Genomic DNA, 22,013 nt, shown 5'->3' with positions numbered 1-22,013 from the left:
CGCCGAAGATTTTTGTCGAACCGCGCAAGGATGGCCAGACATACAAAGGCGAGATCATCCACGTGAACGAGGAGCGCGGCTACTGCGTCCAGAGGCTCGGCAGTAACCTGTACGTCCACAGACTGGACAAGCTGGATGTTGCTCCGGAGCGTGGTCAAAACCTGAAGATCGTTTATGCTAGGGACGGCAGCACGGCACGTGTCGAGCTCCTGGCACAAAAGAACAAAAAAGCGCTGCACAGATAGCCTGTGTGGCAAGGTGGAAAAGGGCGGGTTTCATAAAGAAGCTGCAAACGGGAAACGTGGTTGTTGTTCTTGTACTGGGCATTCTTGCTGCCGAAGGGTATTCCCTGGCAGGCAGCGGCTCGTTCTTCAACGCGCCGGCTTATAATGCTTCGAATTGCAGCATCGATTCTTCTTGCTGGGGCGGCGCTTGCCGCCCTGTTCTGTTCCGGCCGACTGGTTCTGAACACGACGCACTCCGTTCCTGTCGGCCTGTGGTGGCGTGTGGACGAAATATTGCAACGCGGCGATACCGTCCCGCTCTCATACTTCATAGTTCATCCAGACGTGGTTAGCCCTCAGAACCTTTTTCGTCATAATGCGGTAGTATAGAAGATAGGAGAGGCATTCAGAGCATCGAGCGGGGCTGTATGGGGTGTCCTTTTAAAATATAAAATATAGCATCTTAAAACGTCCCTTCGTTGTCCTATACTGAGACTCAGGAATCAAATCCTGTATGGAGGTGTCTTCACAATGAAGCGGATCATGGTATCGGGGTGCCTTGGGCAGATCGGGACGGAGCTCGTGACGCGGCTGCGCCGGGACTACGGCGCGGCGAACGTCCTCGCCACCGACGTCCGGGAGGATGCGGCGCACGCCCTTCCGGAGGGCCCCTTCGAGATCCTGGACGTTCGGGAGGCGGAACGGTACGCGGAGTGCGTGTCGAAGTTCAAGCCGGACACGATCTACCACCTGGCCGGAATCCTGTCGGCCAACGCGGAGAAGAAGCCTCAGCTTGCCTGGCAGATCAACATCCAGGGGCTGTGCAACGCCCTTGAGATGGGCCGCGAGAAGGGCTGTGCGATCTTCTTCCCCAGCTCCATCGCCGCTTTCGGCCCCGAGACGCCCCACGACAGGACCCCGCAGGACACGATTCAGCGGCCCAACACCATCTACGGCATCACCAAGGTGGCCGGAGAGCTCCTGGCCGAGTACTACCACAAGAAATGGGGCGTCGATACGCGGGGGGTGCGGTTCCCTGGCCTCATCTCCTACAAGACGCTGCCGGGCGGGGGCACGACGGACTACGCTGTGGACATCTACTATCAGGCCGTGCGGACGGCGCGCTACACCAGCTACATCGCAGCGGGGACCTACATGGACATGATGTACATCCCGGACGCCATCGACGGCATGGTGCAGGTCATGGAGGCGGACCCGGCACGGCTGATCCACCGCTGCTGCTTTAACATCACGGCGATGAGCTTCGAGCCGGAACAGGTGGCGGCGGCGATCCGCGTCCGCATCCCGTCCTTCGTCATGGAGTACGACGTCGACCCCGTGCGCCAGGGCATCGCCGACAGTTGGCCCAACTCTATCGACGATTCGGCGGCGCGGTCGGAGTGGGACTGGAATCCGAAGTACGACCTGAACGCCATGACCGACGACATGCTGAAGAACCTGCGCCTCAAGTTGGGTGACGAGGCGAAGTTCTAAATCTTGCCTGCGTCGGTCGATATCATCCCCGTTCTAAATTTCTAAATTCAAAGGAGAGCGATGAAGATCATGAAGAAGCTGGAGGCGGCCCTCGCTGCCGAGCTTGAGAAGCTGAAGCAGGAAGGGCGCATGAAGGGCAAGGAGGAGATCATCGTCGAGGTGAAGCGGGCCGCCGGGTCGAAGGGGCCTCGCTACCTGCTCAAGGGCCGAGGCAGCAAGGAGTTCATCCGTATGAACTCCAACTCCTACCTGGGCCTCGCCCTGCGCGAGGACATGATCGCGGCGGATGAGGAGGGCACGCGCCGGTTTGGCGTCGGACCCGGTGCGGTGCGATTCATCAGCGGGACGTTCAAGGCGCACCGCGACCTTGAGCACCGTTTGGCGGCCTTCCACGGCCGGGAGGACGCGATGATCTTCAGCGCGGCCTACGTGACCGTGGGCGGGGTCATCACCTCCCTCATCAGCAAGGAGACCTTCGTTGTCAGCGACGAGCTGAACCACAACAGCATCATCAACGCCATCAAGCTGGGCAGGCCCCCCTTCCGCGCGGTGTATAAGCACAACGACCTGGGCGACCTGAAGCGCTGCCTCGATGAGGCGAAGGCTGGCACGGCGAAGCGCGTCCTCGTGGTGACGGACGGCATCTTCAGCATGAGGGGCGATCACGCCCCGCTCAAGGAGATCTTGGAGCTGGTCCACAGCTATGACGATCACTTCGCCGAGGGAGCCTTCCTCGTGGTGGACGACTCCCACGGCGTCGGGGCCTGCGGCCGCACCGGGCACGGCACAGAGGAGATGACCGGAGCCAGGGTGGACGTCCTGATCGGGACCCTGGGCAAGGCCTACGGGGTGAACGGTGGTTACGTGACGGCGTCGCGCGCGCTGATCACCTACCTGCGGGAGCACGCGGCCATGTACATCTACTCGAACCCCATCACGGTGGGCGAGGCCTGTGCCACGATGAAGGCCCTCGACATCCTTGAAAGCGACGAGGGCGCAAAGATACTGGAGCACCTGCGCGCCATGACGAAGCGCTTCGAGGACGGGCTCGTCAAACTGGGGTACGAGACGATCCCCGGCGAGCACCCCGTGACGCCCCTCGTGCTGCACGACACGGATCGGACCAGAGCCATGGTGGCGCACCTGCTGGAGAACGGGGTGTTGGCCACGGGCATGACCTTCCCCGTGGTGCCGCGTGGAGCGGAGGAGATTCGCTTTCAGATCAACGCGGACCACACGGAGGCGGACATCGACGAGGTCCTGGCGGCGATCGGGTCGTTCGGGAAGTAGAGGTCTGATACGCATAAAAACACAGGCGTATACATAAATATTACAAGGAGGAATCTTTCATCATGGGCAACGAGGGACAGAAAAAGTTTCACATCGGGCTTCTGCCGCGACTGATTATCGCCATCGTCTTGGGGGTCGTCGTGGGAACGATGGCCAAGAGCGCGGGGATGCCGCTCATCATCCAGATCGGCGCGACCTTTAACAGCATCTTCGGCAACTTCCTGGGCTTCTGCATCCCGCTGATCATCATTGGCTTCGTGGTCTCCGGCATCGCCGAGCTGGGCGACGGAGCAGGGAAGACTCTGGGGCTTACCGTCCTGATCGCCTACGCCTCAACCCTCTTTGCGGGGCTCCTGGCGTATTTCGTGGACGTGTCCGTCTTCCCGTCCTTCCTGAAGGTGGGCTCCATCGTGCTTGAGGACGCTCAAAACGCTGAAGAAACCATGCTCAAGGGGCTCTTCTCGATCGACATGCCGCCCCTGATGGGGGTCATGACGGCGCTCCTCCTCTCCTTCATCTTCGGGATCGGCATCGCCGTCACCCACAGCACGTCGCTGAAGAACGGCTTTTCCGAGGTCCAGCACATCATCGAAAAGTTGGTGGCCGGCGTCCTCATCCCCCTCCTGCCGCTGCACGTGTACGGTATCTTTGCCAACATGACCTATGCCGGAACGGTCATGGATATCATGTCCGTCTTCATCCGCGTCTTCGCGATCATCATCCTGCTGCACGTGGCGGTCATCCTGATCCAGTACACGATCGCAGGGACCGTGGCGGGCAGGAACCCGATCAAGCTCGTTCGCCGTATGCTTCCGGCGTACTTCACGGCCATCGGCACCCAGTCCTCTGCGGCGACGATCCCCGTGACGGTGGCCTGCACCAAGAGCAACGACGTGAGCGACCGAATCGCGGAGTTCGTCTGTCCTCTCTGCGCCACCATCCACCTCTCCGGCTCGACCATCACCCTCACGAGCTGCTCGATCGCCCTCATGATGCTGAACGGCATGGACGTGACGCTGGGCGGACTGTTCCCGTTCATCCTGATGCTGGGCATCACGATGGTGGCCGCGCCGGGCGTCCCCGGCGGAGCCGTGATGGCCGCCCTCGGCATCCTGAGCTCCATGCTGGGTTTCAACGACAGCATGCTCAACCTCATGATCGCGCTCTACATCGCTCAGGACAGCTTTGGGACGGCGTGCAACGTCACCGGCGACGGAGCGATCGCCGTGTTCATGGACGCCATAACACACGGCAAACAGGAGCGGGAAAGCATCTGAGCCGTTGTCCTGACGGGCTTTCATTCCCTTTCCAAATCACTTCGCAGGTGAGGCGGACAAGAAAACGAACCCAAGGGGGGCGACCGGAGGCCGCTCCCCTTGGGTTCATAGCCGTCAAAAGAGGAAAACCTAATGTCGTCCGGCTGCTGCTCCGTGCCTCGGCGAACCCCACAGTGTGGGAGCGTACTGTTCCTTGAATTGCTATTTGAGTTGGACAAACCGAGATTTATCTATATCTTTTCATAATATATTTGAGCGTAGGAGTCTCAATCACTTCGTCAATTTCAAATCCAAGTTTCTCGTAAAGTCTCTTTGCATTTTGATTAAAATCAAAAACCGTTAGAGAAATGCTTTTAATATTATTATCCTCAAAAATTAAATCTATAAAGCCTTGAAGTGCCTCCTTCCCAAGACCCAATCCCGTTTTGCGGGGTTCTAATACAAATCTCCCTATGTGTATATTATCTTTGTCAACTCTTATTTGCTGTATGATCCCTAAGAATTCTTCTTTATTAAAAATGGAAAATATATTTTTTAATTCTTTTATTTTATCATAATTCAATGGATAAGAAATTCGAGGACCCATCCATTGTTCTTGAAATTCTTTTCCTTGTTCATTTGACCATTTACATAAAAGAGTCGCATTATCCTTATTAAGGCCCTTTTCAAATCTGATACTCATACTTTAATCCCCCCTCAATCCCGAATTTATCTCTCTAGATATTCGCTAATATTATACTCTATTTTTACACTGTCAGATTTCCTGCTTGCTTTTAAGTATTTCATGGAAATAGATTAACAGTCAAGCAAGAGACAGAGGAAGTTAAGGGATGACGTTATCACTGAGCAATAGGTGCTTTCTTGCTTGACGAAAGCCGATCTCTTGCGTAAAATCATGAAGCTGTTTATCGCATGGAGCAGGCGTGAAGAACCTCAAGGGTGAGGGCCTGCTTTCAGCGGGAGGAGGAAAATTATCATGTATGCAGTGGTTGAGACGGGCGGGAAACAGTATCGCGTCCAGGAGGGTGATCGCTTCCGCGTGGAGCGCCTTGACGGCGAAGCGGGAAGCGAGGTCGTCTTCGGCAAGGTCCTGATGATCGGCGGCGACACGGGGGTCCGCTTTGGGACGCCTTACGTCGAGGGCGCCAGCGTGAGGGCGGAAGTCCTGGCCCAGGGCCGCGGCAAGAAGGTCCTGGTGTTCAAGTACAAGAGCAAGAAGAACTACCGCCGTATGCAGGGACACCGACAGTACTTCACCGAGGTCGTCATCCGGGGCATCGACGCCTGATCCTCCGGTGACGGAGGTAACGCTCTACTGGGCGAAGGGGGCGCTCTGCGGGCTGGAGAGCCGCGGACACTCCGGCTTTGCCGAAAAGGGCGCGGACGTCGTCTGTGCAGCGGTTTCTACGCTGGTCCACGCGCTCCTGGCGGGCCTTTCCGACGTGGCGAAGGTCGAAGGGCTGGAGTGTCGGGTGGATGGAAACGTCCCGCTGATTCGAGTCTTCTGGCCGCAAGGGATTGCCCCCTCGCTGGAGCTCCTGACGAGGACGGTGGCGCTCTCGCTGAGGGAAGTCGCGGCCGGGAACGGTGAGTACGTACACATTACGGAGGTGCAGCTATGATCTATAAATTCGACATACAGTTTTTCGCGCACAAGAAGGGGCAGGGCAGCTCCACGAACGGCCGCGACAGCAATCCGAAGTACCGCGGCATCAAGGTCTATGCGGGGACGGAGGTCACGGCGGGAAGCATCCTGGTCCGCCAGTGCGGCACGCACCTGCATCCCGGAAAGCACGTGGGGCTTGGGCGCGACTTCACCCTCTTCGCTCTGGTCCCCGGCAAGGTGGAGTATGCCGTCAAGGGGGACCGCAAGTACGTTTCCGTCGTCCCCGCCCTCGCGAACTGAAGCGGCTGGATGGGGCCGCTGAAGCGACGGGTCAGCAGCGGTCCTCCTGTCCCCTCTGCTTGAATTCCGCGCTCGGTGGGCGGACGTCTGTCCCTGGAACCCCTGAGGGCCCCCCTTTTGCGCGGGGCCTTCTTTTTTTCTGTTCTTCTGTCGCGGTGGTGTTGACGTGAAATTTGTGGACGTTGCAAGGATTATGGTGAAGGCCGGACGGGGGGGCAATGGCGCCCTGAGCTTCCGACGGGAGAAGTTCGTCCCCAAGGGTGGCCCCGACGGGGCGGACGGGGGGACGGGCGGCAGCGTGATCCTGGAGGCCGTGGGTGGCGTCGTCACCCTGGCGGACTTCGAGTACAACCGCCGTTTTCAGGCCGGCCATGCGGGCCATGGCGCAGGGGCCATGAAGACGGGGGCCGACGGCACGGACCTGAAGGTCCTCGTGCCCTGCGGCACGTTGGTCCAAGACGAGGGCGGGCGCGTCCTGGCGGACCTGGTAGAACCTGGGCAGACCTTCGTGGCGGCGCGGGGTGGCCGGGGCGGGAAGGGCAACGCCCACTTCGCCAACTCCGTGCGCCGCACGCCGCGCTTTGCGGAGAAGGGGGACCCCGGTGAGGAGCGGACGCTGATGCTTGAGCTGAAGCTCATCGCCGACGTGGGGCTCGTGGGGTTCCCCAACGCAGGGAAGTCCAGCATCCTGGCGGCCATCAGCGGGGCGAAGCCGCGCATTGCGGGCTACCCCTTCACGACCCTCTCCCCCAACCTCGGCGTCCTGGCCGTGGACGACCAGCAGATCGTCGTGGCCGACGTGCCCGGACTGATCGAGGGGGCGCACGAGAACAAGGGGCTGGGGCTTCAGTTCCTGCGCCATATCGAACGCACACGGGTGCTGCTGCACGTGGTGGACCTCTCCGAGGAGGACGTGCTGAAGAACCTGGAGGTGGTCGAGGCGGAGTTTCACGCTTACGGCGCGGACCTCGATGGACGACCCTGCATTGTGGTGGGTAACAAGACGGACCTGCCCGGCACGGAGGAGAACGCCCGCCTTCTGAAGCGGGAGATGGAGCGCCTGGGAAGGCCCTGCCTGCTGGTGAGCGCGCTCGCGGGCGACGGCATCCCGGAGCTGATCCGCGAGGTCGTCGCCCTGGTCCGGGCCCACCCGCGACCCGTGGGGAGGACGACGCTCGTGGAGGCGCAGGAGGTCCAGGGTGTTCAGGAGCTCCCACGCCGCCGCGGCGGCGCGCCGGAGCCCGTGGAGGTTCGGCGCCTCTCGGACGGCCGTTTCCGGGTGGAGCACGCCAACCTGGAGAGGGCCGTGGGGCGCATCAACTTTGAACACGAGGACGCGATGCTGAAGTTCTCGCGCCTCCTGAAGCGCCTCAGCGTCGAGGAGGCCCTGGAGGTGGCGGGCGCCCAGGAGGGCGACCGAGTCCTGATCGGAGATGTCGAGTTCGACTTTCAGCCCGACAGGATCATGGAGTAGGGAGCGGCCACCTGGCCCCCCGGCTGGCAGCGCCGTTTTCATGGGAGAGGGGATTTTAGTGTCCACAAAGACGGGGATTATGGGGGGGACCTTCGACCCCATACACTACGGCCACCTCCTGCTCGCCGAGGAGTGCCGGAGCCGGCTGAACATCGATCGCATCGTCTTCGTCCCCACGGGCGCTCCGCCCCACAAGCGGGATCGTCAGGTGACGTCGGCGGAGGACCGCTACGCCATGACCCTTCTGGCCACGGCGGGCGTCCTGAATTACTCCGTTTCCAGGACGGAGGTCGATCGACGCCAGCCGTCGCACACGGTGGACACGCTTCGCGAGTTCATCGCGGGCGGCATTGCGCCGGAGGACCTGTTCTTCATCACGGGGCTGGACGCGATCCTCGACATCACGACGTGGGTGGACTACAAGCTGCTCCCGAAGCTCTGCACGCTGGTGACGGCCTGCCGTCCGGGGTATCCCGTGGAGGGGATCGAAGCGCTGCCGCAAGAGGTTCGGGAGAACCTGAAGCTGGTGGAGATACCGCAGTTTGCGATCTCCAGCACGGAGATTCGCGAGCGAGCGCGGACGGGGCACAGCATCCGCTTTCTCGTGCCGCACCTGGTTGAGATCTACATCGAGTCCAACGGGCTCTATAGGTAAAGAGGGTTGAGCCGGGGGCTTTGCGCCCTGCATGGCCGCGCGTTGACGCGCAAAACCGATCGAGTTGGAGGTGTCGCGTCGGTGAGGTTTTTGAAGATTCTTGGGATCGTCCTCCTGATCTTCGCAGCGACCGTAGGCGGGGCGGTCCTGCGCCTGAAGGAGATATTCTTCAATCCCAACGTCCTTCCCCTGCCCAGGCCGGGGAGCGACGTGACCAGCATGGACAGCGAGGGGAACCTGGTCGTTCCGGCGGGGGAGGCCCCGACGATCGCCGCCGCGAGGGGGACGATCAACGTTCTGGTGGTTGGCCTGGACAACGTGGACGGCGGCTCTAGGACGGACGCCATCGCGATCGTGATCTTTGACGTGGACAACAAGGCGGTGCGGATCGCCTCCATTCCGCGGGACTCCCGCGTGTACATTCCGGGGAAGGGCTGGGACAAGATCAACCACGCCTACGTCTACGGGGGCGTCCCCCTCGTGCGGGAAACGATCGTGAACCTAACGGGGCTACCGCTGGACTACTTCGTGAAGGTGAACTACGAGAGCTTCCCGCGGATCGTGGACCTCCTGGGCGGGATCGACATCTACGTCGAGAAGAACCTGTCTTACAACGACTATTCGGGCAAGCTCTTCATCAACATCAAGAAGGGCCAGCAACACCTGGACGGCATAGCAGCCCTGGGCTATGTGCGCTTCCGGCACGACCCCCTTGGGGATATCGGCAGGGTGCAGCGGCAGCAGAAGTTCATGGACGTCCTGATGTCCAAGCTGAAGACCCCGGCGATCATTCCGAAGATACCCTCCCTGATCGGCGAGGTCGTGAACGCGGTGGACACGGACCTGAGCCCGGTGGAGGCCCTGCAGCTCCTGCAGTTCGCAACGGCGCTGCCTAAGGAGCGAATCCAGATGTTCATGGCGCCGGGCAAGGCTGGGTACGCCGGCGGCCTCAGCTATTGGATACTGGACAACGCCCGTTTTTCCATGATGCTGACCGAGCCGCTTCCCTCGGCGGACGAGTCCGCCCCCGTCAGCCTCGACGTGGGCAGCGCGGACCTCGCCCCGGCCATCGGCCGAGAGGAGAACGGGCTTTCGGCAGTCAGCGCGGACCGGCTCGCCGAGCTGCGCCTGAAGGTGGGGAGCCTCCGCATCCTGAACGGGGACGGGGAGAGCGGCCTGGGCAAACGGGCTGCGGACGTCTTCCAGCGCATCGGAATCGAGGTCCCCTACACGGGCAATGCCAGGCACTACGACTACCACACGACGAACATCATCTACCCGTCGGACGGGGGCGAGGTCGCGCGGGACGGCGCCCTGGCCCTGGCCGAGCTGTGCGGCATCACGAACCAGGGGCTGATTCGGGCGGACCGGCGGGCCGCCTCGCTCACCCTGATCCTGGGGCACGACAAGGAGGACGTCTTCCGTCGCCTTGAGCCGGTGCCCTGATGGGCGGGCGCGAGGAAGCGGAGCGGACGGAACGCGAGGACAAGAGAGGAAGGAGGGGCTGTGTTGGATAAGGAGGCGCTGACGAACGGCGCGGAGGAATACCGGTGGCTTCTCGATGCGCTGGAGGAGAAGAGCGGTGAGGACGTCGTCCTCATGGACCTGAGCAGCGTTGGAGCGTTGTCGGACGTCTTCGTCCTGGTGACGGGTAACTCGGAGGTCCACATGAAGACGCTGATGGACGCAGCCGAAGAGGCTCTGGAGCGCCACGGGCTCCCCTGTCGCCTGGAGGGCGAGACGAGTTCCAACTGGCGCCTGGTGGACGCCGGAAACGTGGTGGTCCACGTCTTCAGCCGCAAGGGGCGGGATTTCTACAGGCTGGAACGGCTCTGGGGGGACGCGGAAACCCTGAGCCGCGGGCAGCCGGAGGCGGGCCCAGGGGGCTTTGGGGCCACTGAGCTTTGATTAAGTTAAGACGAGAGGGGGGCGCGGATTACCCGCGCCCCCCTCGTCTTTGAGTGCAAGCTCGATCGCCCGAAGGGAAGGTGGTCGAGTTCACCTCACCCGGGGGCCTGGTCCTACGGAAGCTCCACGGCCTTCTGGACGCGGGTGATGCTCCGCGCCCTGCCCGTGGACTCGTCGATCTCCACGACCGCGCCGTTGACGGCCGGCAGTTCCGTGCACATCTCAAAGCGCGCGGGCATGCCCGTGAGGAAGCGGGGCATGGCGCTCTCCTTCTTCACGCCCAGGATGCCACCGTGGCCGCCCGTCATGCCGACATCGCTGAGGTAGGCGGTCCCTCCGGGGAGGATGCGCTCGTCCGCGGTCTGCACGTGGGTGTGGGTCCCCAGGACGGCGGAAACGCGCCCGTCCAGGTAAAAGCCCATGGCCTCCTTCTCGGAGGTCGCCTCCGCGTGGAAGTCCACGAGGATGGGGAGCTCCGCGCCCCCCTGGGCCCGCAGCTCCTCCAGGCAGGCGTCCGCCGCGTAAAAGGGGGAGTCGATGGGCGGCATGAAGACCTGTCCCTCCAGGTTCAGGATGCCGAGCCGGCGTCCGTTGCGCTCCAGGACGCCGCACCCCTGACCCGGACAGACCGCCGGGTAGTTGGCCGGGCGAAAGATGCGGGCGTCCGAGCCCAAGACGACGCCGAAGTCGTTCTTGTCCCAGATGTGGTTCCCAGAGGTCATCCCGTCCACGCCCAGGTCCAGGAACTCCTTGAATATCTTCTCCGTCATTCCCTTGCCTGCCGCCGCGTTCTCGCAGTTGACGACGACGAAGTCGAAGCCGTCCCACTCGCGGCGCAGCTCCGGCAGGGCACAAGCCAGGGCGCGTCGCCCGACGCTCCAGGCGACGTCGCCGAGAAAGAGCACCCGCATCACTTTGCGAACTCCGACGCGCGCGTTTCCCTGGAAACGTTGACCTTGATCTGTCCCGGATACTTCATCTCGGCCTCGATCTTGCGCGCGATGTCGTAGGCCAGCTTGTACACGCTGCCGTCGTCGGTCTTGCCCGCGGTGAGGACGACGCGTACCTCGCGGCCCGCCTGAATGGCGTAGGCCTTGGAAACGCCGTTGAAGCCCATGGCGAGCTCTTCGAGCTTCTCGAGCCTCTTGATGTAGGCGTCCAGGCTCTCGCGGCGCGCGCCGGGCCGCGACGCGCTGATGGCGTCCGCCAGGGCGACCACCACCTCGTAGACGGAACTGACCTCGAGGGTATCGTGGTGGGAGGCGATGGCGCTGACCACCTCCGGCCTCTCGCCGAAGCGCTGCGCCAGGTCCGCGCCGATGGCGGCGTGGGGGCCCTCCACCTGGTGGTCGACGGCCTTGCCCAGGTCGTGCAGCAGTCCCGAACGGCGCGCCAGCTCCTCGTCGAGGTCCAGCTCCGCGGCGATGGCGCCCGCGATCTGCGCCACCTCGAGGCTGTGGGAAAGGGCGTTCTGGCCGTAGCTGAAGCGGAACTTCAGCTGGCCCAGGGTGCGCACCAGCTCGGAGTGGATGTTCTTGATCCCCATCTCCAGGACGGCGGATTCCCCCTCGTTGATGATCTCCTCCTCCACGTCGTGCGTGGCCTTATCGATCAGCTCCTCGATGCGCGCGGGATGGATGCGGCCGTCCACCACGAGCCGCTCCATGGCACGGCGGGCGACCTCGCGGCGGACGGGGTCGAAGCTGCTGAGGGTCACGGCCTCCGGCGTGTCGTCGATGATGAGGTCTACCCCCGTCAGCATCTCGAAGGCGCGGATGTTTCGGCCCTCGCGGCCGATGATGCGCCCCTTCATCTCCTCAGAGGGGAGGGGGACGACGCTGACCGTCGCCTCGCCCGCGCTCTCCACGGCGCAGCGCTGCATGGCCGCGACGACGATGTCACGGGCCCTGCGGTCCGCTTCGCGCTGGGCCCGCTCCTCCAGCTCCTTCAGGCGAAGCCCGATGAGGTACTGGGCGTCCTCCTCCGTCTTGCGGAGCAGGATTTCCTGAGCGTCCTCCTTCGTCATCTGCGCGATCTCCTCCAGCTTGTCGCTCTGCTGCCGGATCAGCGCTTCGAGGTCCGCGCCGCGCTTCTCGATCGCCTCCTGCTTCAGCTTCAGCTCGTCCTCCTTGTGGGAAACCCGGTCGAGCTTTCGGTCCAGGTTCTCCTCCCGCTGCTCCAGCTTGCGCTCGGCCCTCTGAAGCTCGGCCCTCCGCTCCTTGACGTCGCGATTGGCCTCCTGCCTCAGTCGTGAAACCTCGTCCCTGGCCTCGGTGAGGCGATCCTGCTTGATGCGCTCGGCCGCGTCGGTGGCCTCCTGCAACATGAGGAGGGTCTGGTTCTTCACTCCGGTGAGGCGCGTGTTGTCCCATGCCTGCAGGATCAGGTATCCCACGCCCACGCCGGCCGCAAAAATCAATGCTGCGATGACTAGTTGCATGTTCTTGTATCGCTCCTTACTGTTACGCCCCCTCCGCAAACGGCGAAAGAGGGGACAGAATGATGATATCGTGCGTTGACTCCGGAAGAACTTCAGATCAGATGATCAAAAAGAACTTCAGACACACGTCTTAAATTTTACCTTTCAATCAGGCGATTAACAAGCGAAAAAGCCTCTTTTCTCGTGCCTTTTCTGCGCTGCGGAGCCGGCGTTTTTTTGAGGGGCGCCGCCGGGTCGATACCGGTTGCATCGTGATACAATAAAAACGAGCAGCTCGGATGGCCGCCACGCCAGAGGCGTGGAGGAAAGTCCGGGCTCCGCAGGGCAGGGTGCCGGATAACGTCCGGTCGGCGCGAGCCGGAGGAAAGTGCCACAGAAAACAGACAGCCCCCATATGGGAGCAATGGTGAAAAGGCGGGGCAAGAGCCCGCCGGATGCGGCGCGAGCCGTATGCCTGGCAAACCCCACCCGGAGCAAGATCGAATAGGGGGGGATGACGCGGCCCGCCGACCCCCGGGTACGATCGCTTGAGGCGCTCCGCAAGGAGATGTCCAGATAAATGGCCGTCACATACAGAACCCGGCTTATGAGCTGCTCGCTATTTTCCCCTGCACGAGGCGCAGGGTGTCATTGGAGCTGGCGCCTTTGGAGAAAGTGACGTTTTACGACTGGCAGAAGAACGCATACCGCAGCATTGCGGGACAGAGCGCCGTCCTCTCGGCGCCGACGGGATCGGGCAAGACGCTGGTGGCTTACCTCTGGGCCGGGATACTGGACGAGGAGGGCGCCGTCCGGGAGCCCGACGCCGCCCGCGTCATCTTCACAGCCCCCATCAAGGCCCTGAGCAACGAGCGCTACATGGACCTCCGGCGCATGGGGCTGGACGTGGGCATCGAAACGGGGGACTTCAAGCGCAACGAGGACGCGCGCGTCATCTGCTGCACGCAGGAGATATACACGATGAAGTACGCCTCGACGCCCGGTCAGCGGCTCGTGATCGACGAGTTCCACTACATATTCAACGATCCGGATCGGGCTCGGACCTACATCGACGGAATTCGAGAAACTCACCCGGACACGCCTGTCCTGGTGATGTCGGCCACGCTGGGGGGCGTCAAGAACGTGGGGGCCTACCTCTCGCGGATCAGCTCGCGCAATTTCATCATCCACGAGAGCCACAAGCGCACGACGCAGCTGATCTTCACGCCGAAGAAGCCCGCCAGACGAAGCGGCGTCCACGACGCGCTGATCTTCCTCTTCTCTCAGAGAGGGGCCCTTCAGATGGCGGAGGACATCGCGGAGGTGCGGCCGAACCGCTCGCTGTCCCGCGAGGCGCGGGAGCGCCTCAAGGAGCTGGCGGCCATCCTGGAGGTCCAGCGCATCGCCCCGCCCCTTCTCCGCGGCGTGGGAATCTACCATGGGGGAATGTTCCCGAAGGAGAAACTCCTGGTGGAGTCCGCCTTCCGGGAGCGTATTCTGGACGTGGTCTGCGGAACGAACGCGCTGGCGCTGGGGGTGAACCTGCCCGCGCAGTACGTCATCTTCGCGCAGCTGGTGCAGTACCACCACCGGGAGCCCATCTCCAAAAACGAGTTCCTGCAGATGGCCGGACGGGCGGGACGCAAGGGGCTGTTCGATCCGGGGTACGTGACCTGGCTGAAGAACTCCCCCTACGAGCGGCGCGGCGTGGACACCGGCACGGTCTTTCAAGCCCTCGTGGACGCGCCCTCCGAGCCCGCCTTGGTCCAGCTGAGGCCCTCCTATGGACGCCTCCTGAGGAAGGAGGTCCTGTTGGAGGTGGAGGCGGAGTACATCGCGGACAACTCCCTGCCCGCCCAGAACGCGAGGAGGGCAGCGGACGAACTGCGGCGCGGCATGAACCGCATCGACTGGGTGATCCGCCAGCAGGTGCGGGGCGCGGATCGCGCGCGCTTTCAGTCGATCCTGGCCGACATCTGGTACGACGAGATGGAGGTTGACGAGAACCTGGAGATGGCGATGATGTTCTTGGAGGAGCCCAGCCCCAGCGCCCTGATGGCCGCCCAGATGATCATGCCCTACGAGCGCAACTACCTCCAGTCCCTGCTCAAGATCAAGCGTTTTTCAAACCAGCTCCCGCGAGGGCGGCGCTTCCGTGGCCTCGACGAGCTGAACGACACCGTGGACGAGATCGACCCGACGATCTACGGCTTCGAGGAAAAGCTGGGCGAGATCGAGACGAGCCGATAGCGCTTTTTGCAAACAAGGGCCCCGTGAGGGGCTCTTTCGCGTCGCGGACGCCAAGTTGCTTTTTGTCCTTCGGTGCTTATATAATGAGGCCGGCGATTGAGCTGGTGGAGGTGCGTTCGGCACGGCGGAGCAGCGGAGCCGCTTCAAACCGGACAGGATGGCGAAATTTGTGTGGAACACAGCGCCAACGTAGAGGGGAGATTGATTCATGAATATCGTCGCGTTTGCCCTTTCTCTGTTCGCAGCGATCTTTTCAGGCGTTACCGTCCTCGCGGGCGCCGCAGTTCCCGGATGGGCGGCTTCGGGAACGCTCGGACTTCAGGTCGCGGGCGTGATCGTCATGTTCTCCGCCCTGTGGGGGTTGGTCGGAGGCGGCATGGCCCTGACGCGAAGGGAGCGGGCCTCGATCCTGCTTGGCGTCGATGCAGGCCTTGCAGCCGCGGCTTTTTTCCTGGGGCTCCACAGCGCGGTCGTCTGGGCCGTGCTCTACCTCCTGGCGGCCATCCTGGCCCGGCTCGACGTGAACGCCCTGCGGGAGGACCCCTCGGCCCTGGCGGCCCGGACCGATGGCGAGCCCCCTCGCCTGCCCGGAATGCTGCGGGCGATGCACGTCTTCCTGGAGGCCCCCGTCGAGGGGGAGGAACAGGAGCTGGACGGGCGCGTCCAGCTCCTGCGCGACGACGCGCTGCAGCCCGTCGAGTCCCTCGTCGGCGTGGAGACCGGGGCCCTGGTCCGCCGCGCCTTCATTTTTCTGGAGGACGGCGAGTTCGCCCGGGCGGACCAGTACCTGGAGCAGGCCCTGACCCAGGACCCGGAGAACTCGCGGGCCTACTTGGGAAAGCTCATGGTGGAACTTGGGGCCCGCACTCCGGAGGCCCTGGCCGACGCACCGCTGTTCGAGCAGAGTCGGCTGTTTCAACGCGCTCTGAAGTTCGCTACCGACGAGGAGCGTGCCGTCCTGAACGGCTACGTCGAAGCCCGCAACAGGCGGCTGGAGCGCCTCCGAGAGGAGCGACAGGCAGAGCTCGAGGGGCGCTACAAGCGCGCTCAGGCCCTCAGTGCCTCGGCTGAAACCCAGGAGGACCTCGACGAGCTCATGAAGCTTCTGGAGTCCCTGGAGGGTCACAAGGACGTTCGGAAGCTCGTGGAGGACGCTCAGCGCGGCATCGAGGCCAAGAAGATGTACGACGAGGCCGTTTCCATGCTGGAGAGGGCGCAGACCCCTGCGGATTACGATAAGCTGGCGGCCGTGCTGGAGGAGCTGGGGTCCTATCGTGATACCCCGGCCCTTGCCGCGAGGGCGCGCATGGAGAGGCGCTACGCGGAGTTGATCCGTCTGAAGGAACAGGCCCGGACGGAGGAGGAGCTGGAGGAGGTCGCGGAGCACTTTGACGGGTTCGGCAGCTACCGGGATGCCCAGCAGCTTGCTGCGGACGCCCGTCGCCTCTCGAAGGAGGCCCGGCGTGCGGCTAAGATCGCCGCGGCGCGGCGGGCGGTCCTGAGACGCTGGGTGCGGCGCGTCCTCTTCGCGGCGGCCCTTGTGTGCTTTCTCCTGTTCGGCGGCGGACGCTGGCTGGCTGGCCTGTTCGGCTACGTGCCCGCGCCGACGGAGGAGCCTGTGAAGGTGCAGCCGGAGGATAAAAGCAAGGACGTCCTTCCGCTCGAAGAGGGCGCAAAGGAGCCGGAGAAGGCGAAGGAGGCGGCACGGCCCCACGAAGATGAGGACGGCGGCGCGACGGGCTCCGGGGTCGCGGCGGTCCCTGTCGTTTCGCCCCGTGCGCCGGAGCCTGCGAGCTCTCCCGATTCCTCCGAACCGGCGGGATCCGTCGTCCATGGTGAGGCAGTCAGCGGGAGCGTCGGCCTTCCCGAAAAGTCTCCGAAGATGTCCCCTGAAGCCTCAGCGGACGCGCGGATCGCGGTCGTGAGGGCGTCGTCGCCGGCGCCGGAGGCCCTTCCCGCCAGCGGGGACGACCAGCCGACCGCGACCTCTGAGGACGCGGGGACGAGGGCGCCCATGCGGGTCAGCGGCAGCAGGGTCAACCTGCGCAGCGCGCCGAACCTGACCGCTCAGGTCCTGGCGCGGATGTCCCGCGGCGACCTCGTGGATGCGACCGAATCCCGCACCGCTGCGGACGGCGTGTGGTACCACGTCAGCACGGACAAGGGGATCGAGGGGTGGATTTCCGGCCGATACCTTCGGGGTCGGTAAGCTGATGATGAGGTCGGCCTTGAGTCGTCGTGGAGGGCTTTTTCATGGCTGAAGGCCCTTCGCCGCAGCACGAGGGAGCGCGGGAGGAGAGGAAGGCCGTCCGTCCCGGCGCCAAGAACGGCACGCGAGAGGGTGCCGCCGTCAAGGAGAAGATCGCGGCCATCCTGCGAAGCCTGCCGGAGAGGCCTGGCGTCTACATCATGCGCGACGCTGAGGGCACGGTGATCTACGTGGGAAAGGCCATCAAGCTGCGCCGCCGCGTATCCTCCTACTTCCGCCATTCCAACTTCGCCTCGCCGAGGCTGCGCAAGCTGGTCGCCCTGGTGGAGGACATCTCCGTCATCCGCACGGAAACGGAGGCGGAGGCTTTGATCGTCGAGGCCAGGCTGATCCGCCGGTACTCCCCCTTCTTCAACGTGGACCTCAAGATGAACGACCGATACCCCTACATCCGCGTGACGGACGAGGCCTTTCCGCGCCTCGAGATCACCCGCGTCAAGCGCGACGACGGCGCCGTCTACCTGGGCCCCTTCGTCAGCGCCGGGAACATCCGCTCCCTCATGCGCCTGGCGGAGCGGTATTTCCCCCTGCGCGTCTGCCGGACGGACCTCAAGCCGGACCCTGGGAAGCGCCCCTGCATCGAGTACAGCCTGGGGCACTCCATGGGGGCCTGCGCGGGGCTCTGCACGCAGGCGGAGTACCGCGAGCGGGTGGGGGACGTCATCCTCCTGCTGGAGGGGAACACCAGGGAGCTGATCGAGCGCCTGCACAAGCGCATGGACGCCGCCGCGCGCCGCATGGACTTCGAGGAGGCGGCCCACTGCCGCGACACGATGCGCGCCCTTTGGCGCATCTCGCGCCAGCGCGTGTCCTCGGCGCTGCAGGAGGACCTGGACAGCGAAACGTGGCACGTCCTGAACCAGACCCAGAGGGCGTTCGGCCTCAGGACCATCCCCTGGCGGATGGACGCCTTCGACATCTCCCACACGGCGGGGCACGACACCTACGGCTGCTGCGTGGTGTTCGAGCAGGGGCGGCCCAACCCCTCCCTCTACCGTCGCTTCAGGATACGCGGCCTGGCGGAGGGGGAGGTCGACGACTTCGCCTCCATCGAGGAAACGGTGCGCCGCCGCTATCGCCACGTCCTGGACCAGTCGGAGCCCATGCCCCAGATGGCGCTGATCGACGGCGGTCCCATGCAGCTGGAGTTCGCCATGCGGGCGCTGGCGGAGCTCAAGATGGAGCTGCCCCTCGTGGCGCTGGCGGAGCGCGAGGAGCTGATCTTCCTCCCGAACCGGCTCAACGATCCGATCCGACTTGACCGCAGCAGCCCCGTGCTGCAGCTGATGCAGCGCATGAGGGACGAGGTCCACCGCTTCGCCATCACCACGCACCGGCGGGCGCGCAACGCGCGGATGAAGCGCTCCTCGCTGGAGGACATCCCCGGCATCGGCAGGGCCCGTGCCTCGCAGCTCTTGGTCCGCTTCGGCTCGACGGAGCGCATTGCAGCGCTCTCCCCCGACGAGCTGGCCGGCGCGCCGGGGGTGGGGCCGGTGTTGGCGCGGAAAATCCTGGAGCACCTGAACGGCCCGGACGCAGGGCGGGCCCGCGCGTGAGGGGATTTTCGGCGGGCCTATTTTTCCAGCCGAAAACGCTTGGACTAACGGGGCGATTGTGCTATCCTAAGTGCGCTTATAAGGACTGGAATCAACAACGCTTAGGAGGCTATTTGACTTTGGAGAAGGAATATTCGGTAACGATAGGCGGGACGCCGCTCGTGTTTCGCACGGGGAAGGTGGCAAAACAGGCCAACGGCGCGGTGATGGCGTCCCATGGGGAAACGGTGATCCTCAGCACGGCCTGCATCACGGAAACGGCACGAACGGGCATCGACTTCTTCCCGCTGCTCGTCGATTTTGAGGAGCGCTACTACTCCGCGGGGAAGATCCCCGGCGGCTTCATCAAACGCGAGGGCAAGCCCTCGGAGTCGGCCATCCTTGGGGCGCGCGTCACGGACCGCTCCATTCGCTCGCTGTTCAGCGACGACATGCGAAACGACGTACACGTCGTGAACACGGTCATGGCCATGGACCAGACGTATCCGCCCAACGTCCTGGGCATCAACGGCGCTTCCGCGGCGCTCTCCATCTCCGGCATCCCATGGAACGGTCCCGTCGGTGCGGTCCGCATTGGCCTGATCGACGGGGAGCTCGTGGTGAACCCCACGGAGCCCCAGATGAAGGAATCCAGGCTGAACCTCGTTGTCGCCGGACACGACGACGGCATCACCATGGTGGAGTCCGGCTCACAGGAGGTTTCCGAGGAGCTCCTGGTGGACGCCCTGGACCTGGCGCAGCGGGAGATTCGCAAGATCATCGCGCTGTTCCGCCAGATGAAGGAGGAGGTCGGCAAGCCGGAGATCGTCGTCCCCGCGCCCGATCGCATCCCGGAGATCGAGGAATGGATCGAGGCGAACCTGGACGACCGGGTGGACGCGGCGGTGCGCATTCACGAGAAGAAGCCTCGCGCCGAGAGGATCGCCGAGGTCAAGAACGCCGCGAAGGAGCACTTCGCCGAAGCCTACCCCAACAAAGGCGACTACATCTCCGCCTTCGTGGACGGGCGGGTGAAGGCGATCATGCGTTCCATCATCGTCAACGAGGGCATCCGTGTCGATGGTCGCTCCATGGACGAGATCCGTCCCATCGCCTGCGAGGTGGGGGTGCTGCCCAGGGTCCACGGGTCGGCGCTCTTCACGCGGGGCGAAACGCAGTCCCTGGCCGTGACGACGCTCGGCATGGTGGGGGAGGACGACCAGGTGCTGGACGGCATCAAGCTGGACGAGCCCGCCAAGCGCTTCATCCTCCACTACAACTTCCCGCCCTACTCCGTGGGGGAGGTGCGCCCCATGCGGGGACCGGGCCGGCGCGAGATCGGTCACGGCGCCCTGGCGGAGCGCGCCCTGGCGCCCGTGGTGCCGCCGGAGTCGGAGTTCCCCTACGTGGTGCGCGTCGTGTCGGACATCCTGGAGTCCAACGGGTCGAGTTCCCAGGCCAGCATCTGCGGCGGCAGCCTCTCCATGATGAACGCCGGAGTGCCTCTTCGCTGCCACGTGGCGGGCATCGCCATGGGCCTCATCAAGGAGGGGGACAAGGTGCGGGTCCTCACGGACATTCAGGGCCTTGAGGACCACTATGGCGACATGGACTTCAAGGTGGCCGGGACGCGGCAGGGCGTGACGGCGCTCCAGATGGACAACAAGGCCGGCGGCATCACCCGCGAGATTTTGGAGTCCGCCCTGAACCAGGCGCGGAAGGCCCGCATGGAGATCCTGGACAAGATGGAGGCCGCGGCGCCCAGCCCCAGGGAGCTCTCGCCCCACGCCCCGCGCATCATGACCTTCAACATCGACCCGGAGAAGATTCGCGACGTCATCGGGCCCGGCGGCAAGGTCATCCGCGGCATCACCCAGCAGACGGGCGTGAAGATGAACGTCGAGGATTCGGGACAGGTGTCCATCGCCGGCGCCTCTCAGGAGCAGGTGGACGAGGCCCATCGGATCGTCGTTTCCCTGACGAAGGAGCTTGAGGCCGGCGAAGTCTACTACGGCACGGTGACGCGCCTGATGGCCTTCGGCGCCTTCGTGGAGTGCCTGCCCGGCAAGGAGGGGCTGCTGCACGTCAGCGAGATCAGCACGAGCCGCGTGCCGCGGGTGGAGGACGTCTTCAAGCCCGGCGACCGCGTCCTCGTCATGGTGAAGGAGATCGACGACCAGGGGCGCGTCAACCTGACCCGGCGGCGCCTTCTGGCGGACGAGGACAGGGTGCGCGCAGCCGGTCTGGAGGGCGCGCTGCCGGATGAGCGGGAGCGCGATAACCTGATCGCCCAGCTGGCCGCCAGGGAGCCCTCCTCCTATCGGGATCGCGACCACAGCTATGGCGACCGGGACCGCAGCTACGGAGATCGGGACCGGGGAGGCTTCGGTGGAGAACGTCGCGGTGGCCCCAGGGATCGCGATCGGGGGAGCTTCAGCGACCGCAGGAGGGACGACCGGCCCCGGAGAAGGGACTACTAGCCCCTCATGGCCGAAGTTTCGGTCCAAATCCAGCGCTTTGGGCGGGCGAGGGAATTCCCTCTGCCCGCCTACGCTACCGAGGCATCGGCGGGAGTGGACCTGCGTGCCTCCGAGCCCTGCGTGATCGCGCCGGGCGCCCGCGCCCTCGTGCCCACGGGCATCCGACTGGCCATCCCCAGCGGGTACGAGGCCCAGATTCGCCCTAGAAGCGGCCTGGCCCTGAAGCACGGGGTCGCACTGCCCAACAGTCCGGGGACGATCGACGCGGATTACCGCGGCGAGGTGAAGGTGATCCTCATCAACCTGGGGGACGAGCCCTTCGTCGTCGAGCCGGGGGATCGCATCGCCCAGATGGTCTTCGCACCCGTGACCCGCGTGGACTGGTGCGAGGCGGAGGCGCTGGACGCGACGGAGCGGGGCGAGGGGGGCTTCGGCAGCACGGGCCGATAGGCGCCCGCGCAAAGCCTTTCCTACCCATCTAAAGTAATGAGCCCCGGTTCCTCCATTCCAGGAGGGGCCGGGGCTTTCGTGTGCCGACGGGCGTGATGCGCCGGCTCACTCCCCCTTTTGCTGTTTCACGCCTTCACGACCAGCGCGTCCGCGGCGACGGCGCCCTTTCCCTCCTCCAGCACGAAGACGGGGTTGATGTCCAGCTCCAGAAGGTCCGTCTCGATCGCGGCAAGGCGTGAAACCCGGCTGACGATGCCGGCCAGGGCGCGGATGTCCCGCGGTTTGCTGCCCCGGGTCCCGGACAGGAACGAGTACCCCTTGAGCTGACGGATCATGTTCAGCGCCTCCTCCTCGTCCACGGGGCCGTGCCGGAGCGACACGT

20 protein-coding genes and 1 other RNA gene are annotated in these 22,013 nt (G+C 64.0%); 17 read left to right on the top strand and 4 right to left on the bottom strand.

All coding sequences use genetic code 11. The features are described from left to right. From ACO41U_RS06600 to ACO41U_RS06585, 4 genes are all read left to right on the top strand, one after another. On the top strand, nucleotides 1–245 hold a 245-nt coding region (locus ACO41U_RS06600), incomplete at its 5' end, for a KfrB domain-containing protein (protein ID WP_485942552.1). A 510-nt stretch (nucleotides 246–755) separates the two neighbouring features. Next, nucleotides 756–1,718: an NAD-dependent epimerase/dehydratase family protein gene (locus ACO41U_RS06595; RefSeq protein ID WP_485942550.1), complete on the top strand. Its 963-nt coding sequence runs from the start codon at nucleotides 756–758 to the stop codon at nucleotides 1,716–1,718. 60 nt (nucleotides 1,719–1,778) lie between these two features. After that, nucleotides 1,779–3,008, top strand: coding sequence for an aminotransferase class I/II-fold pyridoxal phosphate-dependent enzyme (locus ACO41U_RS06590; RefSeq protein ID WP_485942548.1), 1,230 nt, complete (start codon nucleotides 1,779–1,781; stop codon nucleotides 3,006–3,008). A gap of 62 nt (nucleotides 3,009–3,070) precedes the next feature. Beyond that, nucleotides 3,071–4,285 (top strand): dicarboxylate/amino acid:cation symporter, encoded by a 1,215-nt coding sequence (locus tag ACO41U_RS06585; RefSeq protein ID WP_485942546.1) that lies wholly within the window; start codon nucleotides 3,071–3,073, stop codon nucleotides 4,283–4,285. Nucleotides 4,286–4,511: 226 nt separating this feature from the next. Here ACO41U_RS06585 and ACO41U_RS06580 read toward each other — a convergent pair whose 3' ends face one another. Further along, entirely contained in the window at nucleotides 4,512–4,967 is a 456-nt protein-coding gene (locus ACO41U_RS06580) for a GNAT family N-acetyltransferase (RefSeq protein WP_485942544.1), read from the bottom strand. A 294-nt stretch (nucleotides 4,968–5,261) separates the two neighbouring features. Here ACO41U_RS06580 and rplU point away from each other — a divergent pair, with 294 nt between their 5' ends. The 7 genes from rplU (at nucleotide 5,262) to rsfS (ending at nucleotide 10,228) form a co-directional block, all read left to right on the top strand. Beyond that, entirely contained in the window at nucleotides 5,262–5,573 is a 312-nt protein-coding gene (gene rplU / locus ACO41U_RS06575) for a 50S ribosomal protein L21 (RefSeq protein ID WP_485942542.1), read from the top strand. Between the two features lie 7 nt (nucleotides 5,574–5,580). After that, nucleotides 5,581–5,907: a ribosomal-processing cysteine protease Prp gene (locus ACO41U_RS06570; protein ID WP_298778785.1), complete on the top strand. Its 327-nt coding sequence runs from the start codon at nucleotides 5,581–5,583 to the stop codon at nucleotides 5,905–5,907. Continuing rightward, entirely contained in the window at nucleotides 5,904–6,191 is a 288-nt protein-coding gene (gene rpmA / locus ACO41U_RS06565) for a 50S ribosomal protein L27 (protein WP_298778782.1), read from the top strand. The genes ACO41U_RS06570 and rpmA overlap by 4 nt, the downstream gene beginning before the upstream one ends. A 166-nt stretch (nucleotides 6,192–6,357) precedes the next feature. Beyond that, nucleotides 6,358–7,665, top strand: a complete 1,308-nt coding sequence (gene obgE / locus ACO41U_RS06560) for a GTPase ObgE (protein WP_485942539.1) — start codon at nucleotides 6,358–6,360, stop codon at nucleotides 7,663–7,665. Nucleotides 7,666–7,723: 58 nt separating this feature from the next. Then, the gene (gene nadD / locus ACO41U_RS06555; protein ID WP_298778776.1) at nucleotides 7,724–8,320 is read left to right on the top strand and encodes a nicotinate-nucleotide adenylyltransferase; all 597 of its coding nucleotides are present in this window, start codon (nucleotides 7,724–7,726) and stop codon (nucleotides 8,318–8,320) included. Between the two features lie 81 nt (nucleotides 8,321–8,401). Further along, the gene (locus ACO41U_RS06550) at nucleotides 8,402–9,766 is read left to right on the top strand and encodes an LCP family protein (protein WP_485942537.1); all 1,365 of its coding nucleotides are present in this window, start codon (nucleotides 8,402–8,404) and stop codon (nucleotides 9,764–9,766) included. 60 nt (nucleotides 9,767–9,826) lie between these two features. Next, complete coding sequence (rsfS, locus tag ACO41U_RS06545; protein WP_298778772.1) at nucleotides 9,827–10,228, top strand: ribosome silencing factor; 402 nt, start codon at nucleotides 9,827–9,829, stop codon at nucleotides 10,226–10,228. Between the two features lie 113 nt (nucleotides 10,229–10,341). On the opposite strand, the gene ACO41U_RS06540 is transcribed toward rsfS, so the two are convergent. Continuing rightward, entirely contained in the window at nucleotides 10,342–11,139 is a 798-nt protein-coding gene (locus ACO41U_RS06540; RefSeq protein WP_298778770.1) for a TIGR00282 family metallophosphoesterase, read from the bottom strand. Further along, nucleotides 11,139–12,668: a ribonuclease Y gene (gene rny, locus ACO41U_RS06535; RefSeq protein WP_298778765.1), complete on the bottom strand. Its 1,530-nt coding sequence runs from the start codon at nucleotides 12,666–12,668 to the stop codon at nucleotides 11,139–11,141. Before rny ends, ACO41U_RS06540 begins: the two co-directional genes overlap by 1 nt. Nucleotides 12,669–12,934: 266 nt before the next feature. On the opposite strand from rny, the gene rnpB reads away from it, so the two are divergent. The 6 genes from rnpB (at nucleotide 12,935) to dut (ending at nucleotide 21,631) form a co-directional block, all read left to right on the top strand. Next, nucleotides 12,935–13,270: RNase P RNA component class A (rnpB, locus tag ACO41U_RS06530), an RNA gene on the top strand. 52 nt (nucleotides 13,271–13,322) lie between these two features. Beyond that, a complete protein-coding gene (locus tag ACO41U_RS06525; protein WP_298778800.1) occupies nucleotides 13,323–14,897 on the top strand; it encodes a DEAD/DEAH box helicase in 1,575 nt (524 codons plus the stop codon). Nucleotides 14,898–15,105: 208 nt separating this feature from the next. Continuing rightward, nucleotides 15,106–17,106: an SH3 domain-containing protein gene (locus ACO41U_RS06520; RefSeq protein WP_485942534.1), complete on the top strand. Its 2,001-nt coding sequence runs from the start codon at nucleotides 15,106–15,108 to the stop codon at nucleotides 17,104–17,106. A 44-nt stretch (nucleotides 17,107–17,150) separates the two neighbouring features. After that, a complete protein-coding gene (locus ACO41U_RS06515) occupies nucleotides 17,151–18,722 on the top strand; it encodes an excinuclease ABC subunit UvrC (protein ID WP_485942532.1) in 1,572 nt (523 codons plus the stop codon). A 119-nt stretch (nucleotides 18,723–18,841) separates the two neighbouring features. Continuing rightward, nucleotides 18,842–21,181, top strand: a complete 2,340-nt coding sequence (locus tag ACO41U_RS06510; protein ID WP_485942530.1) for a polyribonucleotide nucleotidyltransferase — start codon at nucleotides 18,842–18,844, stop codon at nucleotides 21,179–21,181. Nucleotides 21,182–21,187: 6 nt separating this feature from the next. Then, complete coding sequence (dut, locus tag ACO41U_RS06505; RefSeq protein WP_485942528.1) at nucleotides 21,188–21,631, top strand: dUTP diphosphatase; 444 nt, start codon at nucleotides 21,188–21,190, stop codon at nucleotides 21,629–21,631. 125 nt (nucleotides 21,632–21,756) lie between these two features. Here dut and ACO41U_RS06500 read toward each other — a convergent pair. After that, nucleotides 21,757–22,013, bottom strand: a 257-nt coding sequence (locus tag ACO41U_RS06500; protein ID WP_485942526.1) for an acetate--CoA ligase family protein, incomplete at its 5' end; no start/stop codon positions are given.

Source organism: Fretibacterium sp., from assembly GCF_057312375.1.
This window is presented reverse-complemented; position numbering and strand designations above follow the sequence as displayed.